14 protein-coding genes are annotated in these 15,758 nt (G+C 74.7%); 6 read left to right on the plus strand and 8 right to left on the minus strand.

Annotated elements, in window-relative coordinates; translation table 11 throughout:
* Positions 1 to 165 precede the first annotated feature (165 nt).
* From MT994_RS09555 to yidC, 4 genes are all read left to right on the plus strand, one after another.
* Positions 166 to 1,689 (plus strand): aldehyde dehydrogenase family protein, encoded by a 1,524-nt coding sequence (locus tag MT994_RS09555; protein WP_034653685.1) that lies wholly within the window; start codon positions 166 to 168, stop codon positions 1,687 to 1,689.
* 155 nt (positions 1,690 to 1,844) lie between these two features.
* Positions 1,845 to 2,336, plus strand: a complete 492-nt coding sequence (locus tag MT994_RS09560; protein ID WP_354806022.1) for a DUF779 domain-containing protein — start codon at positions 1,845 to 1,847, stop codon at positions 2,334 to 2,336.
* Positions 2,337 to 2,417: 81 nt separating this feature from the next.
* Complete coding sequence (locus MT994_RS09565) at positions 2,418 to 2,702, plus strand: DUF6412 domain-containing protein (RefSeq protein ID WP_034653680.1); 285 nt, start codon at positions 2,418 to 2,420, stop codon at positions 2,700 to 2,702.
* 115 nt (positions 2,703 to 2,817) lie between these two features.
* The gene (yidC, locus tag MT994_RS09570; protein WP_043654817.1) at positions 2,818 to 3,609 is read left to right on the plus strand and encodes a membrane protein insertase YidC; all 792 of its coding nucleotides are present in this window, start codon (positions 2,818 to 2,820) and stop codon (positions 3,607 to 3,609) included.
* 143 nt (positions 3,610 to 3,752) lie between these two features.
* On the opposite strand, the gene MT994_RS09575 is transcribed toward yidC, so the two are convergent.
* Positions 3,753 to 4,118, minus strand: a complete 366-nt coding sequence (locus tag MT994_RS09575) for a DoxX family protein (RefSeq protein WP_354806023.1) — start codon at positions 4,116 to 4,118, stop codon at positions 3,753 to 3,755.
* 154 nt (positions 4,119 to 4,272) lie between these two features.
* Between MT994_RS09575 and MT994_RS09580 the strand changes: the two genes are divergently transcribed.
* Complete coding sequence (locus MT994_RS09580) at positions 4,273 to 4,710, plus strand: helix-turn-helix domain-containing protein (RefSeq protein ID WP_081600010.1); 438 nt, start codon at positions 4,273 to 4,275, stop codon at positions 4,708 to 4,710.
* 47 nt (positions 4,711 to 4,757) lie between these two features.
* On the opposite strand, the gene MT994_RS09585 is transcribed toward MT994_RS09580, so the two are convergent.
* The 3 genes from MT994_RS09585 to aceA form a co-directional block, all read right to left on the minus strand.
* Complete coding sequence (locus tag MT994_RS09585) at positions 4,758 to 5,621, minus strand: hypothetical protein (protein ID WP_354806024.1); 864 nt, start codon at positions 5,619 to 5,621, stop codon at positions 4,758 to 4,760.
* A 176-nt stretch (positions 5,622 to 5,797) separates the two neighbouring features.
* Positions 5,798 to 7,513: a malate synthase A gene (gene aceB / locus MT994_RS09590; RefSeq protein WP_354806026.1), complete on the minus strand. Its 1,716-nt coding sequence runs from the start codon at positions 7,511 to 7,513 to the stop codon at positions 5,798 to 5,800.
* 133 nt (positions 7,514 to 7,646) lie between these two features.
* The gene (aceA, locus tag MT994_RS09595) at positions 7,647 to 9,089 is read right to left on the minus strand and encodes an isocitrate lyase (protein ID WP_241005618.1); all 1,443 of its coding nucleotides are present in this window, start codon (positions 9,087 to 9,089) and stop codon (positions 7,647 to 7,649) included.
* 180 nt (positions 9,090 to 9,269) lie between these two features.
* Here aceA and MT994_RS09600 point away from each other — a divergent pair, with 180 nt between their 5' ends.
* Positions 9,270 to 10,763, plus strand: coding sequence for a helix-turn-helix transcriptional regulator (locus tag MT994_RS09600; protein ID WP_051028156.1), 1,494 nt, complete (start codon positions 9,270 to 9,272; stop codon positions 10,761 to 10,763).
* A gap of 91 nt (positions 10,764 to 10,854) precedes the next feature.
* On the opposite strand, the gene MT994_RS09605 is transcribed toward MT994_RS09600, so the two are convergent.
* The 4 genes from MT994_RS09605 to MT994_RS09620 all read right to left on the minus strand — a co-directional run bounded on the left by MT994_RS09605 (position 10,855) and on the right by MT994_RS09620 (position 15,756).
* Entirely contained in the window at positions 10,855 to 12,615 is a 1,761-nt protein-coding gene (locus tag MT994_RS09605) for an alpha/beta hydrolase (RefSeq protein ID WP_185981317.1), read from the minus strand.
* Positions 12,616 to 12,695: 80 nt separating this feature from the next.
* Positions 12,696 to 13,901, minus strand: a complete 1,206-nt coding sequence (locus MT994_RS09610) for an acetyl-CoA C-acyltransferase (RefSeq protein WP_354806028.1) — start codon at positions 13,899 to 13,901, stop codon at positions 12,696 to 12,698.
* Positions 13,898 to 15,055, minus strand: coding sequence for an alpha/beta fold hydrolase (locus tag MT994_RS09615; RefSeq protein ID WP_354806030.1), 1,158 nt, complete (start codon positions 15,053 to 15,055; stop codon positions 13,898 to 13,900). The genes MT994_RS09610 and MT994_RS09615 overlap by 4 nt, the downstream gene beginning before the upstream one ends.
* A complete protein-coding gene (locus MT994_RS09620) occupies positions 15,052 to 15,756 on the minus strand; it encodes a CoA transferase subunit B (RefSeq protein WP_354806032.1) in 705 nt (234 codons plus the stop codon). The genes MT994_RS09615 and MT994_RS09620 overlap by 4 nt, the downstream gene beginning before the upstream one ends.
* Positions 15,757 to 15,758: the final 2 nt, after the last annotated feature.

Below are 15,758 nucleotides of genomic sequence, written 5' to 3' on the forward strand. Positions count from 1 at the left end.
ATCCGCTGCAACGGTCCTGCAACCCTGCGCCGCCTACCGTCGGCCCCACGGCGCGACGAGGCGCCGGGTCGCGCACCGCCGTCGGACGCTCCCCGCCCGACGGCGACCTCCCCCAGGGCGCGGCGAGGACCAGCACTGCGAGTCAGCACTGCGAGGAGGCAGACGATGACGGTCTACGCAGCCCCCGGCACGGACGGGGCGATCGCCGAGTACAAGGCCCGGTACGACCACTGGATCGGCGGCGAGTACGTCGCGCCGGCCGGCGGGCAGTACTTCGAGAACCCGAGCCCCGTGACGGGCCGGACCTTCACCGAGGTCGCGCGCGGCACCGCCGACGACATCGAGCGCGCGCTCGACGCCGCGCACGGCGCCGCCCGGTCGTGGGGCCGCACGAGCGCGACCGAGCGCGCCAACGTCCTCAACAAGATCGCCGACCGCATGGAGGAGAACCTCGAGCGGATCGCCGTCGCCGAGTCGTGGGAGAACGGCAAGCCCGTCCGCGAGACGCTCGCCGCCGACATCCCGCTCGCGATCGACCACTTCCGCTACTTCGCGGGCGCGATCCGCGCGCAGGAGGGGTCGATCTCCGAGATCGACGAGGACACCATCGCGTACCACTTCCACGAGCCGCTCGGCGTCGTCGGCCAGATCATCCCGTGGAACTTCCCGATCCTCATGGCCGTGTGGAAGCTCGCCCCGGCGCTCGCGGCGGGCAACTGCGTCGTGCTCAAGCCCGCCGAGCAGACGCCCGCGTCGATCCTCTTCCTCATGGACATCATCGGGGACCTGCTGCCGCCCGGGGTGGTGAACGTCGTGAACGGGTTCGGCGTCGAGGCGGGCAAGCCGCTCGCGTCCAGCCCGCGCATCCGCAAGATCGCGTTCACGGGCGAGACGACGACGGGCCGCCTGATCATGCAGTACGCGAGCCAGAACATCATCCCGGTCACGCTCGAGCTCGGCGGCAAGTCGCCGAACATCTTCTTCTCCGACGTGGCCGACGCGCGCGACGACTTCTACGACAAGGCGCTCGAGGGGTTCACGATGTTCGCCCTCAACCAGGGCGAGGTGTGCACGTGCCCGTCGCGCGCCCTCATCCAGTCGTCGATCTACGACACGTTCCTCGGCGACGCGATCGAGCGCACGAAGGCCGTGCGGCAGGGCAACCCGCTCGACACCGAGACGATGATCGGCGCGCAGGCGTCGAACGACCAGCTCGAGAAGATCCTGTCGTACATCGAGATCGGCAAGGCCGAGGGCGCGAAGGTCCTCACGGGCGGGTCGCGCGCCGAGCTCGGCGGCGACCTCGCGGGCGGGTACTACGTGACGCCCACGATCTTCGAGGGCAAGAACTCGATGCGGATCTTCCAGGAGGAGATCTTCGGGCCCGTCGTCGCGGTGACCGACTTCTCCGACTTCGACGACGCCATGACGATCGCCAACGACACCCTGTACGGGCTCGGGGCCGGCGTCTGGTCGCGGTCGGGCAACACCGCCTACCGCGCGGGCCGCACCATCGAGGCCGGACGCGTGTGGACGAACTGCTACCACGCGTACCCCGCCGCCGCCGCGTTCGGCGGGTACAAGGGCTCCGGCGTCGGGCGCGAGAACCACAAGATGATGCTCGACCACTACCAGCAGACGAAGAACCTCCTCGTCTCCTACTCGGCCCAGAAGCTGGGCTTCTTCTAGACCAACCCCACCCGCCCTGCCCGCCTACCGACCACGGGCTCGGCTCCCCCCGGCCGCCGAGCAGGTGGTCTTGGCTCGTCCGGCCGTCCGGACGGACCAGGACCACCGGCTCGCGGCGCCGGGATCGCCTGGTCGGCCGACACGTGGAGGGTCCCGTGGTCGACGACGTTCCCTCGGTCCGTCCGGTTGGCGCGACACCCGCGCGCGTCGCGCTCACCGACGACGCCGCGGCGCTGCTCGCGCGGCTGCGGACGGTCCACGGCGAGCTCATGTTCCACCAGTCGGGCGGGTGCTGCGACGGGTCGTCGCCCATGTGCTACCCGCAGGGCGACTTCCTGCTCGGCGACGCCGACGTGCACCTCGGCGACCTCGTCGTCGACGCGCCCGGCCCCGACGCGTCCGGTCTCGGCGCGGACGGTCCCGCCGTGGGCGGTCCCACCGGGGCGGACGGCGCGGCGGGCCGGTTCGTCGTGCCCGTCTGGATGAGCCGCGCACAGTTCGAGTACTGGAAGCACACCCACCTGACGATCGACGTCGTGCCCGGCCGCGGCGCCGGGTTCAGCGTGGAGGCGCCCGAGGGCGTGCGTTTCATCATCCGGTCGCGCCTGCTCACCGACGACGAGTGGGCGGCGCTCGACGTGGCCTAGGCTGACCTCACCGACGGGCTCCACGACGGGCCCGACGGCGGGCCCTACGGGGCCCCGACGGCCCGGAGAGGAGGCGGTGCGATGAACGACCTGCTCGTCGTGGCGCGCGACCTCGCCTCCGCGCTCACGCTCCTGCTCGGCACGTCGACCCTCACGGCCACGCTCTTCCTCCTCGGCGCCACCGCCCTCGTCGCGGCCGTGGCTGCCGTGGCCGCGCGCTGGGGCGCACCCCTCGCGCTCGGTGTGGCGGCTCGCCCCGCGGGCCGCCTGCGCGACACGGTCGACGTCGGTCCCGCCGTCACGCAGAGCGACCCGGACGCCCCGGGTCGTGCCCGACCCCGGGCTCCCGGCCGACTCCTCGGCTGATCACCCGGCCGAGGGACCCCACCCGCACCCGCGTCGCTGCGCGGCGTGCTGCTGCCTGCCCACCGCAGGGTGATCGGCGAACGCGTACCCCGCACGTTCGACCGAGGACACCACCATGAACCTGCTCGACCTCCCGCTCGTCTCCACCGTGCTCGACGCCGCGTACCGCGCGCTGATGGGCCTGTCCGACCTGCTCGAACCCCTCGCGGGCGGCGCCGCGGCCGCGGCGGCCGTCGTCCTGCTGACGCTCGCCGTGCGCGCCCTGCTCGTCCCCGTCGGCGTGTCGCAGGCGAAGGCGGAGCGCGACCGCGCGCGTCTCGCACCGCGGCTCGCCGAGCTCCAGCGTCGGCACCGGAACGACCCCGAGCGGCTGCGGCGCGCAACCGTGGAGCTCTACACCCGCGAGGGCACGACGCCGCTCGCGGGGTGCCTCCCGATGCTGGCCCAGGCGCCCGTGGTCGGGGTGGTCTACGCGCTGTTCCTGCACGCGGAGATCGCCGGCCACAGCAACGCGCTGCTCGGCCACACCCTGTTCGGCGCGCCCCTGGGCTCGAGCCTCGTCGGCGGGCTCGGGGCGGGTGGTGTGCCGACCGTGGTCGTGGCCGGCGTGGTCGTGCTCGCGATCGCCCTCGTCGGCGAGCTCACGCGCCGCGCCTCGCTGCCCGGCGGTCGGCTCGCGCTGCCCCGGACGACGCCCGGCGCCGACACCGGGCCGAGCATGTCCGGTGCGGCGGTGCTCTCCGGCCCGGGCCTGCAGAACGCGCTCGGTGCCCTGCAGTTCGTCACCGCCGTGATCGCCTGCTTCGTGCCCCTCGCCGCGGGTCTGTACCTGCTGGTGACGGTGACGTGGACCCTCGGGCAGCGCCTCGTCCTGCGCCGCCGGTACCCGCTCGTCGCGACGGCGTAGCGGAGGCCGCGGGGCTGTCCAGCGGACCGCCGGCCGCGCGAGAGTGTCGGGGTAGGGCCGATCTGTCGCCCTGTCGCGAGGCCGTCCGCGCGGTCCCCGCAGCCCCGCGGCGGCCTGGGGGCGGGCCGCGGCCCGCCCGCGGGTCACGGCGCCGCGAACCGGCCGACGGCGACGAACACCGCGAGGGCGAGCAGCACCACGTTCGCCGGGACGGCCTTGGCCTCGCCGAGGCGCACGTGCAGAGGGATCGCGCCGACCTGCGTGAGCGCGAGCCCGACCGCGGCGACGGGGGTGAGCACCGGCGCGACGCCGAGCGCCCAGGGCAGGATCACGCCGACGGCGCCGGCCACCTCGAGCCACCCGATGGCGCGCACGCCCGCCGCGCGCTCGGGCGTGACCCACCGCATCTGCTCCTGGAGCACGGGGATCGGGCGCAGGGCCTTCATGAGCCCGGCGCCGAGGAAGGCGGCGGCGAGCAGACCGGAGGCGATCCACAGGGCGACGTTCATGCGTGAGTCCTTCGAGAGGAGGCGGCGACGGCCCAGGGTGGCCGGTCACTCTTTGTGCCTGGGCACATGATGGGTAACCATGAGCACCGGTACAAAAGGCACACCGGTGTGCGTGAGGCACACGGAGCAGCACCCGGAGAAGACGGAGACCCCCATGACGACGACGCCCAGCACGGACGTGCCGGTGGTGCGCGAGCTCGCCGAGCGCCACGGCATCCCGGTCGACCGCGGCTGCGCCGCGGCGGAGGCGACGAGCGAGGTGCGCTCGGTCCTCGACCGGGTGGGCGACAAGTGGAGCGTCCTCATCCTGGGGATGCTCTCCGCCGGCCCGCAGCGCTTCACCGAGCTGCTCCACGGGATCGACGGCATCTCGCAGCGCATGCTCACCCTCAACCTGCGCCAGCTCGAGCGGGACGGCCTCGTGAGCCGCACCGTGCACGCCGTCGTGCCGCCGCGCGTCGACTACGCGCTCACAGGGCTCGGCGAGACGCTGCTGCCGCCCGTGCTCGCGCTGGTCGAGTGGGCGCTCGCCCACACGCGCACCATCCGCGAGAACCGCGACGTGTTCGACGCGCGGCGTCCCGCGGGCTGACGGGCCGTCCGGCCCGCGGGGGACCGAGCGGGTCGGACGCAGGGCGGTCAGCCCGCGAGCGGGCCGGCCGCGCGCAGGTACCAGGGCTCGTACCGCTCCAGCGAGAGCGTCCAGAGGCCGGGGGCGCCCGCCGGCACCGCGAGGCACACGTTGCCGGTCACGGTGTCGCCCGAGCCGATGAGGCCCGTGCTCACGAGCGCGTGCGGCACCGCGCCGCACCCGCTCTCGGCGTGGACGCCGTCGTCGCCGACGAACCCGACGTCGACCGCGCCCCACGCGGTCACCTGCGAGCTGGACCCGGTGTAGGTGGCGGTGACGGGCACGATCCAGTACTCGGTGCCGTCCGGCGGCGGGGCGTTGACGTCGTCGTGCGCGAGCACGTCCGCGGTCGCCTCGTACGGCTCCTCGAGGAGGACCTCCCACTCCTCGCCGCCGATCGTGTACCCGTCGAACAGCCACGGGTCGTCGCGCGTGCCCGTGCCCTCCCAGTCGCCCTCGGACCAGTCCTCGTCCGACCAGCCGTCGCCCGGCCACTCGTCGCCGTACGCGTCGTCGGTCGGGGCCGCGACCCACGCGGCGATCCGGGCGCCCGCGTCCGTCGCGACGCCCGCGGCGAACCCCGTCCCGCCGCCGACGACGAGGCACACGACCCCGACGAGCAGCCCGACGGCCGTCCGAGACAGACCACCACGCCCCGGTGCCGCGCGCGGCGGGGCCGGCTGGGGAGCGCCGGGGTACGGCGGCCCTGGGCGCGGTGCGAGGGGCTGCGGGGCGCCCGCGTGCGGAGGGCCGGGGTGCGCTGCGGACGGCGGCGCCGCGTACGGGTTCGGGTGCGCGGCCGGGCCGGGGGAGGAGGACGGCGGGCCGGGAGGGGGCGTCGGCGAGGACGGCGGCGTCACAGGGGTGCTCATGGTGCTCCGGTGTCGTGCGGGCGGGCGCCCGGACGACAGGTGCCACCGTGCGTGGCCGGATGCTCCCACACTGCGGTCCCCGCCGTCGAGGGCGATGGCGCGCGCCCGTGGGCACGCCCTCGGTGCCGCCGCCGGGTGGGCGACGGCACCGAGGCCGTGGAGGGCGGGAGACCGCGCTACGGCTGGTCCACCTCGGAGCCCACGAGGAACTGCGAGTACGCCCCGATGGTGAGGAACGTCGGGAAGTCCTCGGCGAGCGCGACGGCGCGGAACACGTGCGCCGCGTCGTCGATCCGGTTCCCCGGGGTGCGCGGCAGGTCGTCGACGATCTCCGCGAGCAGCGCCTCGACGCGCTCGCGCGTGATCGGCACGCCGTTCTCGGTGCGCGTGCCGGACGCGATCCACTGCCACACCTGCGACCGCGAGATCTCGGCCGTCGCGGCGTCCTCCATGAGGTGGTCGATCGCGGCGGCCCCGACGCCGCGCAGCCACGACTCGAGGTACCGCACCCCGACGGAGACGTTCGAGCGCAGGCCCGCCGCGGTGACGGTCGCCCCGGCCCGGCGGGCCGACCCGATGTCGAGCAGCTCGTGCTGGCCCACCCGGACGTCGTCGCGCTGCCGCGAGACCTGGTTCGGCGCGTCCCCCAGCACCGCGTCGAACTCGGTGCGCGCGACCTCGATGAGGTCGGGGTGCGCGACCCACGTGCCGTCGAACCCGTCCGTCGCCTCCCGGCGCTTGTCCGCGCGCACCTGCTCGAACGCGCGCTCGGTGACGTCCGGCCGACGGCGGTCCGGGATGAACGCGCTCATGCCGCCGATCGCGTGCGCGCCGCGCCGGTGGCACGTCTGCACGAGCAGCTCGGTGTACGCGCGCATGAAGGGCGCGGTCATGGTGACCTGCGCGCGGTCGGGCAGCACGTACGAGTCGCCGCGCGTGCGGAACGCCTTGATCACGGAGAACAGGTAGTCCCAGCGCCCGGCGTTCAGCCCGGCGCAGTGGTCGCGCAGCTCGTGGAGGATCTCCTCCATCTCGAACGCCGCGGGCAGCGTCTCGATGAGCACCGTGGCGCGGATCGTGCCCTGCGGCAGGCCGAGGTACTCCTGGGCGAGCACGAACACGTCGTTCCACAGCCGGGCCTCGCGGTGGCCCTCGAGCTTGGGCAGGTAGAAGTACGGCCCCCGCCCGCGCGCCACGAGCTCGTGCGCGTTGTGGAACAGGTACAGCCCGAAGTCCACGAGCGACGCCGACGCCGAGACGCTCACGCCCGCCCGGTCGACGTACCGCATGTGCTTCTCGATGAGGTGCCACCCGCGCGGGCGGAACACGATCGTGGGGAGATCGGTGAGCGTCGTCGAGCGCAGGCGGTACTCCTTGCGGTGGTCGCCCGAGCCGGCCGTGTGGGTCAGCGTCCCGCGGATCGCGTCGTGCAGCGCGAGCTGGCCCTCGATCACGTTGCGCCACGTCGGGCTGGAGGCGTCCTCGGCGTCCGCGAGCCACACCTTGGCGCCGGAGTTGAGGGCGTTGATCGTCATCTTCGGGTCGGTCGGGCCGGTGATCTCGACGCGGCGGTCCTCCAGGCCCGGCGCGCCGGCCGAGCCCGCGACGCGCCACGACGGGTCGTCGCGCACGGGCCGCGTCGACGGACGGAAGTCGGGGTCGATGCCGTCGGCGACGTCCTGCCGGCGCTGCTGGCGGTCCATGAGGAGCTCGTGGCGGCGTGCCACGAACCGGTCGTGCAGCAGCGTGAGGAAGTCGAGCGCCTCGGGCGTGAGGATCTCGCGGTAGCGCTCGCCGAGCGTGCCGGTGACGCGCAGGGTCCCGGTGACGCGAGGGCCGCTCGCGGGCGCGGGGGTCGACGGGGGAGAGGTGGTCGTGGTCAGCGTGGTCATGGCGTGCTCCGAAGGTCGATGTCGCGAGGTAGAGCTCTGGTCTGCCGAGGGAGAGCCCTGGTCCCGCGAGGTAGAGGCGTGGTCATGACCAGGCCTCTACCTCGCGGGACCGCTCCTCTACCTCGCGAGGGGCTTAGTGGAACTGGGCGGTCTCGGTGGACCCGGCGAGCGCGAGGGTGGCGGCGTCGGGGTTGAGAGCCGTGGCGACCCGGTCGAAGTAGCCGGTGCCGACCTCCCGCTGGTGGCGGGTGGCGGTGTAGCCGTCGGCCTCGGAGGCAAACTCGGCCTCCTGCAGCTCGACGTAGGCGGACATCGCGCGCTCGTTGTAGCCGCGCGCGAGCTCGAACATGGAGTGCGAGACGGCGTGGAAGCCGGCCAGCGTGATGAACTGGAACGCGTAGCCCATCGCGGCGAGCTCCTTCTGGAAGCTCGCGATCTGGGCGTCGTCGAGGTGCTTCTTCCAGTTGAACGACGGCGAGCAGTTGTAGGCGAGCTTCTTGCCCGGGTGCTGCGCGTGGATCGCCTCGGCGAACGTCCGCGCGAGCTCGAGGTCGGGCTCGCCCGTCTCGACCCAGATGAGGTCGGAGTACGGCGCGTACGCGAGGCCGCGCGCGACGACCGCGTCGAAGCCGGGGCGCACCCGGTAGAAGCCCTCGGACGTGCGCTCCCCGGTGAGGAACGGCTGGTCGCGCTCGTCGACGTCGGACGTGAGGAGGTCCGCGGCGAGCGCATCCGTGCGGGCGATGACGATCGACGGCACGCCCGCGACGTCGGCCGCGAGGCGCGCGGCGTTGAGCGTGCGGATGTGCTGGCTCGTGGGCACGAGCACCTTGCCGCCGAGGTGCCCGCACTTCTTCTCGGACGCGAGCTGGTCCTCCCAGTGCACGCCCGCCGCGCCCGCGGCGATCATCGAGTGCATGAGCTCGTAGGCGTTGAGCGGGCCGCCGAACCCGGCCTCGGCGTCGGCGACGATCGGGGCGAGCCAGTCGCGGTCGGGCCGCTGCCCGTCCGACGCCGCGCGCTCGGCCGCCTCGATCTGGTCGGCGCGCAAGAGCGCGTTGTTGATGCGGCGCACGACGGCGGGCACGGAGTTGGCGGGGTAGAGCGACTGGTCGGGGTACGTCTGGCCGGAGAGGTTGGCGTCGGCCGCGACCTGCCACCCGGACAGGTAGATCGCCTTGAGGCCTGCTCGCACCTGCTGCACGGCCTGGTTGCCGGTGAACGCGCCGAGCGCGGCGACCCACTCCTCGGTGTGGATGAGGTCCCACAGCGTCTCGGCGCCGCGGCGGGCGAGCGTGTGCTCCTCGCGCACGGAGCCGCGCAGCGCGACCACGTCCTCGGCGGTGTAGTCGCGCTGCAGGCCGGCCCAGCGCGGGTCGGTCGCCCACTGCTCGGCGAGCTCGGCGGCGCTCTGCGTCTGGTCGCCCGGACGGGCGGACGGGCGCGCGGCGTCGCCGGAGGTCGGGGCGGTGCCGGGGCCGGTGACCGTCGCCGTCGTCGCGACGGCGCCGAGCGGGCGGGCGCCGCCCGCGTACTCGGACGGGGAGCGGCGGCTGACGATGGTGGGCCTGTTCACGGGTGCCTCCTGGTGGTGCGCCGGCCCACGTGGTGCGGGCCGGCCGGGCCGGTCGGTGGACCTCGGCGAGGTCCGTGCTTCGACCTTCCTCCCGCCCGCAAGCCCTTCTCAAGCCAGATCGAACGAAAGAAACGCGGTTCTTCTCTTGTGCGCAAGGAGTGGCGCGTGTCACTCTCAGTCATGGCTATCCCGACGACGCGACCGGCCGGAATCGCGGAACATGCGGAAATCCCGCTCGAGAGCGAGCCCGACGCCCTGACGATCGGCCGCAGGATCCGGCACCTGCGCACCGCTCGCGGCATGACGCTCGACGAGCTCGGCGCCGCGATCGGCCGCGCGCCGTCGCAGGTGTCGCTCCTCGAGAACGGCAAGCGCGAGCCGAAGTTCGGCCAGCTCCAGGCGGTGGCGCGCGCGCTCGGCGCGAGCCTCGACGACCTGCTCTCGCCGGAGCCGCCGTCGCGCCGGGACGCGCTCGAGATCGAGCTGGAGCGCGCCCAGCGCGGCCCGCTCTTCGACGCGCTCGGCCTGCGGCCCGTGCGGGTGGGCAAGTCGCTGCCCACCGACGCGCTCGAGACCATCGTCGCGCTCGAGCGCGAGCTCCAGCGCCTGCACACCGAGCGCGCCGCGACGCCCGAGGAGGCGCGCCGCGCGAACGCGGAGCTGCGCGCGACCATGCGCGCGCAGGACAACTACTTCCCCGAGCTCGAGGACGCGGCGGCCGGGCTGCTCGACGGCGTCGGGCACGCGGGCGGGCCGATGCCGCAGCGCGTCGCGGCCGACCTCGCCGCCCACCTCGGCTTCACGCTGCACTACGTCGGCGACCTGCCGCACTCCACCCGGTCCGTGCTCGACCTGCGCCACCGCCGCGTGTACCTGCCGAGCAACGGGATGCGCGGGCGGTCCAACGCGACGTCGGCGCTGCTCCAGGCGCTCGCGCCGCACGTGCTCGGGCACGCGGAGCCGCGCGACTACCGCGAGTTCCTCCGCCAGCGCGTCGAGGCCAACTACCTCGCCGCGGCGCTCCTGCTCCCGGAGCGGCACGCGGTCAAGGCCCTGCGCGCCGCGAAGGACGCGCGCGAGATCTCCATCGAGGACCTCCGGGACGCGTTCGCGGTGTCGTACGAGACCGCCGCGCACCGGTTCACCAACCTCGCGACGAAGCACCTCGGCATCCCGGTGCACTTCATGAAGGTCCACGAGTCCGGGGTGATCCACAAGGCGTACGAGAACGACGGCGTGCGCTTCCCCGCCGACCCGCTCGGCGCGGTCGAGGGGCAGTACGTGTGCCGGAGCTGGACCGCGCGCACCGTGTTCGCCGTCGAGGACCGGCTCAGCCCGTTCAGCCAGTACACGGACACCCCGAGCGGCACCTACTGGTGCACGTCGCGCGTGCAGGCGTCGGCCGACGGCGAGTTCTCCGTGAGCGTCGGCGTCCCGTTCGCGCACGTCAAGTGGTTCCTCGGGCGCGACACGACCGAGCGGCTCGTGTCCCGCTGCCCCGACGGCGCGTGCTGCCGCCGCCCGCCCGACGACCTCGCCGACCGCTGGGCGGGCCACGCCTGGCCGAGCGCCCGTCCGCACGCGTCGATGCTCGCAGCGATGCCGACCGGCGCGTTCCCGGGCGTCGACCAGACCGAGGTCTTCTCGTTCCTCGAGGCCCACGCGCCGGGCTAGCCGGCCCGTGCCTGCGCGCGCTCCGCCCGGTCCGCACGGTCCGCGCGAGCCGCGAGCCGCGCGAGCCGGGTCGGCGGACGCCGGTCGGCCGTCAGCCGATCGAGCCGCCCTCGACGGGAGCGACCATCGCGTCCTTGAGGCGCGCGGTGTCGGCGTCGGTCCAGCCGTCGGGCGCGTGCAGCGCGGCGAAGCCGTCGGCGTACTCGAGCTGGTAGACGTGCCCGTGGCCCGGCGGGATGTCGGACGCGGCCGCGACGAAGAGGTCGCCCGTGAGCTGCCAGAACGTGACGAACGGGTACCAGCGCACGTCGCCGAGCACGTCGGGCCCGCGCGGCTCGCGGAGCCAGTCGGGCTCGGACCACAGCGTCTCCGGGCCCCACCAGGTGACGCCGTCGGACGCGTGCTGGAGGTACACGACGCGCGGCTCGTCCCAGCGCGGGCCGGGGCCCCAGAGGTCGGCGACGCCGGTCGCGACCGGGTCGCCCCAGCGGACCTGGCGGCCGTCGTCCACCACGGGGGCGTACTCGAGCGACCCGGGGTCGCGCGCGTCGGTGAGCTCGCGCCACATCGGCGTGAACCCGGGCGTCCCGGTGAACATGGCGCCGTCGGAGCGCGCCTCGACGTCCTGCACGCCGCTGAACGCGCCCTGCATCCCGAACGACCCGAGCGAGATGCCGAACGCGAGCAGGCGCGGGCGGTCGTCCTCGGGCAGGTCGGACCACCGCGCGTACACCGCCTCGAACAGCGCCTTGCCCGCGGCGGGCGGGGTCGAGCGGTCGCCGACGAAGCTGATCCAGCTCGGCAGGTAGGAGTACTGCATGCTGGCGATCGCGGTGTCGCCGCCGTGCATGAGCTCGAGCGCCTCGACCATGGCGGGGTCCACCCAGCCGGTCCCGGTCGTGGTCGCGACGACGAGGACGGACCGGTCCCAGGCGTCCGTCCGGTCGAGCTCGTCGACGACGCGGGCCGCCGTGGCGTCGAGGTCGCCCTCGGGGTCGAGGCCCGCGTACGCGTGGATCGGCTCGCGCACGTCCGCGGGGTCGACGACGTCGCCCGCCGCGGCGAACGCGCGCAGCTCGTCGAGGGTCGGGCCGGAGACGACGAACTTGCGCCCCTCCGCGCCGAGCGAGTCCCAGGGCTCGAGGGAGTCGGGGGAGCCGGACCGCTCGGGGAGCGTCGGGGGCGTGAGCCGAGGGCTGATCTCGGCGTTCGCCGCCGCGTAGACCGAGTTCAGCGCGCTGAGCGTGCCTGACCAGATGACGCCGTTGAACAGCAGGACCACGACGACGGCGACCGCGACGCCGCTGACGAACCGCGCCACGGGGGCGGGCACGACCTTGCCGACGAGGACGCTCAGCCATCGGGCGACGCGGCGCAGGCCGCGGCCCGCCTGGAGCACGAGCAGCGCGACGGCGAGCGCCGCGAGCAGCGTGACGACCTCGCGTCCGGGGACGTCCTCCGACATGCCGAACAGGTGCCGCAGCTCGATCTGGCGCCGCGCCCCGAGGATCAGCGCCAGCGGCACGAGCACGACGGTCGCCCCGGCGAGCACCCACCACGCGATCCGGCTCGCGCGCGCGGTCCACCGGATCCGCAGCCCGACCTTCACGGCGAACCACTCGACGAGCGCGCCGACGGCGTACCCGCCGACGGCGCTCACGCCCGAGATCACGGCCTGGTAGTACCAGGCGCGCGGGATGAGCGACGGCGTGAACGACAGGCAGAACCAGGCGAGCGCGACCACGAGCCCGGTGGCGGAGAACCGCCGGAGCCACCGCCCCCACGCGCCGTGCCGGGGGCGCTCCTCGTCGACGGGCTCGGGGGCGCGGGTCTCCGTCGCGGTGGGCTGCACCCCGCGATCGTAGGCGCGGCGCCCCGAGCCGTCCCCTCGAACGGCCGGGGCGCCGTCGGTCCACCGGACCCGGGCGAGCCCTACGCCTCGAGCAGCAGCGCCTCGCCCTGGCCCCCGCCGCCGCACAGCCCGACGGCGACGCGCCCGCCCCCGCGGCGCGCGAGCTCGTGCGCCGCGTGCACGGCGAGGCGGGCGCCGGAGGCGCCGATCGGGTGCCCGAGCGAGATGCCGCCGCCGTGCACGTTGACGACGTCCGGCGAGACGCCGAGCACGCGCGTGGAGACCGCGACGACGGTCGCGAAGGCCTCGTTGATCTCGACGAGGTCGAGGTCGTCGACCGTCCACCCGGCCCGGTCGAGGGCCTGCCGGATCGCGCGCGCGGGCTGGGAGTGCAGCGACGTGTCGGGGCCGGCGACCTGGCCCCACGTCCGCACGGTCGCCAGCAGCGGCGCACCCGCGGACTCGGCCCGGGCGCGGGTCGTGAGGACGAGCGCGGCGGCGCCGTCGGAGATCTGCGACGCGTTGCCCGCGGTGATGGTGCCCTCGGGGTCGAACGCGGGCCGCAGGCGCGCGAGGCCCTCGACCGTCGTGTCGGGGCGTACCCCCTCGTCGTCGCGCACCTCGACCGGCTCGCCCCGGCGCTGCGGGACGCTCACGGGGGCGAGCTCGGCGTCGAACAGGCCGTCCTTCGCCGCGGCCGCGGCGCGCTGGTGCGAGGCCGCCGCGACGGCGTCCTGCTCCTCGCGGGGGACGAACACGTCGCCCACGTTGGTGCGCTCGGTCGAGACGCCCATGGAGGCGTGGTCGAACGCGTCGGTGAGCCCGTCGCGCGCGACGGCGTCGACGAGCGTCGCGTCCCCGAACGCGAACCCGGCGCGCGACCCGAGGAGCAGGTGCGGCGCGTTGGTCATGGACTCCTGGCCGCCGACGAGCACGACCTCCGCCTCGCCGGAGCGGATCATCCGGGTGCCGTCGATGACGGCGGTGAGCCCCGAGAGGCACACCTTGTTCACCGTCACGGCGGGCACGTCCCAGCCCACGCCCGCGGCGGCGGCCGTCTGGCGCGCGGGGTTCTGGCCCGCCCCGGCCTGGAGCACCTGGCCGAGCACGACGGCGTCGACGGCGTCCGCGCCGAGGCCCGAGCGCTCGATCGCGGCGCGCGCGGCGACGGCGCCGAGCTCGACCGCGGTGAGCGCGGCGAGGGAGCCCTTGAGGCGGCCCTGCGGCGTGCGGGCGGCGGCGACGACCACGACGTCGTCGGGGGAGTGCGGGGTGGTGGTGCTCACGGCTGGACCTCCAGGGGTGCGGACGGCGGTGTCTGCGCGGGCGCCGGGGGTGTGGTGCCCGCTCGTGCGGCGGCGGCGTCGACGTCGGCAACGGCAGTGTCGACCAACCCGAGCAGGAGCCCGAGGAACACGTCCGGCTCCTCGAGGTGGGGGCTGTGCCCGACGCCGGGCCGCACCTCCTCACGGTACCGCCCGCCCGCGGCCGCGTAGGCGTCGAGGACGGCCCGGGTCTGGGCGACCATCGGCTGCGGCGGGTGCGTCTCGACCCCGGGCCAGCCAGGGACGGCGCCGAGCGCGCCGAGCTGCGCGAGGTCGAACAGCGACGTGTCCGAGACGATCGCGTCGGCGTCGCCGCGCACCCACAGCACGGGCGCGGTGGCGCCGGACGTCGCGAAGCCGGACAGGTCGCAGTACTTCGCGCTGATCGCGTTGTTCATGCCGCGCGTCCCGGGCGCCACGCCGGGCCACGTGCCCGACGCCGTCCGGTCGCCCGGGTAGCTGTCGTCGCCCGTGCGCGTGGAGAGCACGGAGTCGAGCAGGAGCTCCTCGAGCGCGCCGAGCGGCTCGCCGAGCGCGGCCGGGTCGGCGACGTAGAACCGGCGCAGCACGTCGCGGGGCGACCCGGCGTCCTCGCTGCGGTCGCCGGCGGCGAGCGCCGCGACGAACGCGGGGTTCGCCGTCCCGCCGCCCGAGCCCGCGAAGTCGGGGGAGAGCGGCGTCCCGGCGACGTCGCGCGTGCCGCCGAACCCGTACGGCGACATGGGCGCCTCGAGCAGGATGCCGTCGAACAGGTCGGGCCGGTCGGTCGCGAGCTGCAGCACGACGCCCGCCCCCGCCGAGTGCGCGACGGCGACGAGCGGGCGCGCGAGGTCGAGCGCGTCGAGGACGGCCGCGACGTCGTCGGCGAAGTCCCGCACGCCCCGGGTCGCGTCGACGGGCCGGGGCTCGGCGTCGCCGTACCCGCGCAGGTCGACGGCGACGCCGCGCACGTCGGCGGGGAGCGCGCGCAGCAGCGGGTCGAAGAACGCCGACGACGAGCAGTTGCCGTGCACGAGCAGGACCGTCGCGCGGGCCGCACCCTCGGCGGCGACCTCGCGCACGTGCTCCCGACCGCGCGGGGTCGGGACGTCGCGGCGCAGCACGTCGCGCGTCACGACGGCGTCCCCGCGGCCTGCGTGGACGGTCCCGGGCCGGCGTCGGCGACGTCGAGAGGGGCGTCGTCGAGCGCGACGGCGAGGTCGGGCTCGGTCGCGGCCCGCACGTCGTCGACGCTCACGCCGGGCGCGGTCTCGCGCAGCACGAGCCCGTCGGGCGTCACGTCGATCACCGCGAGGTCGGTGATGACCCGGTGCACGACCCCGCGCCCCGTGAGGGGCAGCGAGCACGAGCGGAGGATCTTGGGCGACCCGTCGCGCGCCACGTGCTCCATGAGCACGATCACGCGGCCCGCCCCGTGCACGAGGTCCATCGCGCCGCCAGGACCCTTGACCATCTTGCCGGGGATCATCCAGTTGGCGAGGTCGCCCGTCTCGGAGACCTGCATGCCGCCGAGGATCGCGGCGTCGATCTTGCCGCCGCGGATCATGCCGAAGCTCAGCGCGGAGTCGAAGAACGCGGCGCCCGGCAGGACGGTGACGGTCTCCTTGCCGGCGTTGATGAGGTCGGGGTCGACGGCGTCCTCGGTCGGGTACGGCCCGACGCCGAGGATCCCGTTCTCCGACTGGAGCACGAGGTGCTTGTCCTGGGGCACGTAGTTGGGCACGAGGGTCGGCAGGCCGATGCCGAGGTTGACGTACCAGCCGTCCTGGAGCTCGCGCGCGGCGCGCGCGGCCATCTCGTCGCGGGTGAGCGGCACGG

Origin of the sequence: Cellulosimicrobium sp. MI9406 (assembly GCF_040595865.1) — a bacterium.
GTDB classification, from domain to species: Bacteria; Actinomycetota; Actinomycetes; order Actinomycetales; family Cellulomonadaceae; genus Cellulosimicrobium; species Cellulosimicrobium funkei.

What these genes read in the sequence shown, in the direction of transcription:
- MT994_RS09555 (WP_034653685.1), top strand. Translation starts at nt 166, where the DNA reads ATGACGGTCTACGCAGCCCCCGGCACGGACGGGGCGATCGCCGAGTAC.
- MT994_RS09565 (WP_034653680.1), top strand. Translation starts at nt 2,418, where the DNA reads ATGAACGACCTGCTCGTCGTGGCGCGCGACCTCGCCTCCGCGCTCACG.
- yidC (WP_043654817.1), top strand. Translation starts at nt 2,818, where the DNA reads ATGAACCTGCTCGACCTCCCGCTCGTCTCCACCGTGCTCGACGCCGCG.
- MT994_RS09575 (WP_354806023.1), bottom strand. Translation starts at nt 4,118, where the DNA reads ATGAACGTCGCCCTGTGGATCGCCTCCGGTCTGCTCGCCGCCGCCTTC.
- MT994_RS09580 (WP_081600010.1), top strand. Translation starts at nt 4,273, where the DNA reads ATGACGACGACGCCCAGCACGGACGTGCCGGTGGTGCGCGAGCTCGCC.
- MT994_RS09585 (WP_354806024.1), bottom strand. Translation starts at nt 5,621, where the DNA reads ATGAGCACCCCTGTGACGCCGCCGTCCTCGCCGACGCCCCCTCCCGGC.
- aceB (WP_354806026.1), bottom strand. Translation starts at nt 7,513, where the DNA reads ATGACCACGCTGACCACGACCACCTCTCCCCCGTCGACCCCCGCGCCC.
- MT994_RS09600 (WP_051028156.1), top strand. Translation starts at nt 9,270, where the DNA reads ATGGCTATCCCGACGACGCGACCGGCCGGAATCGCGGAACATGCGGAA.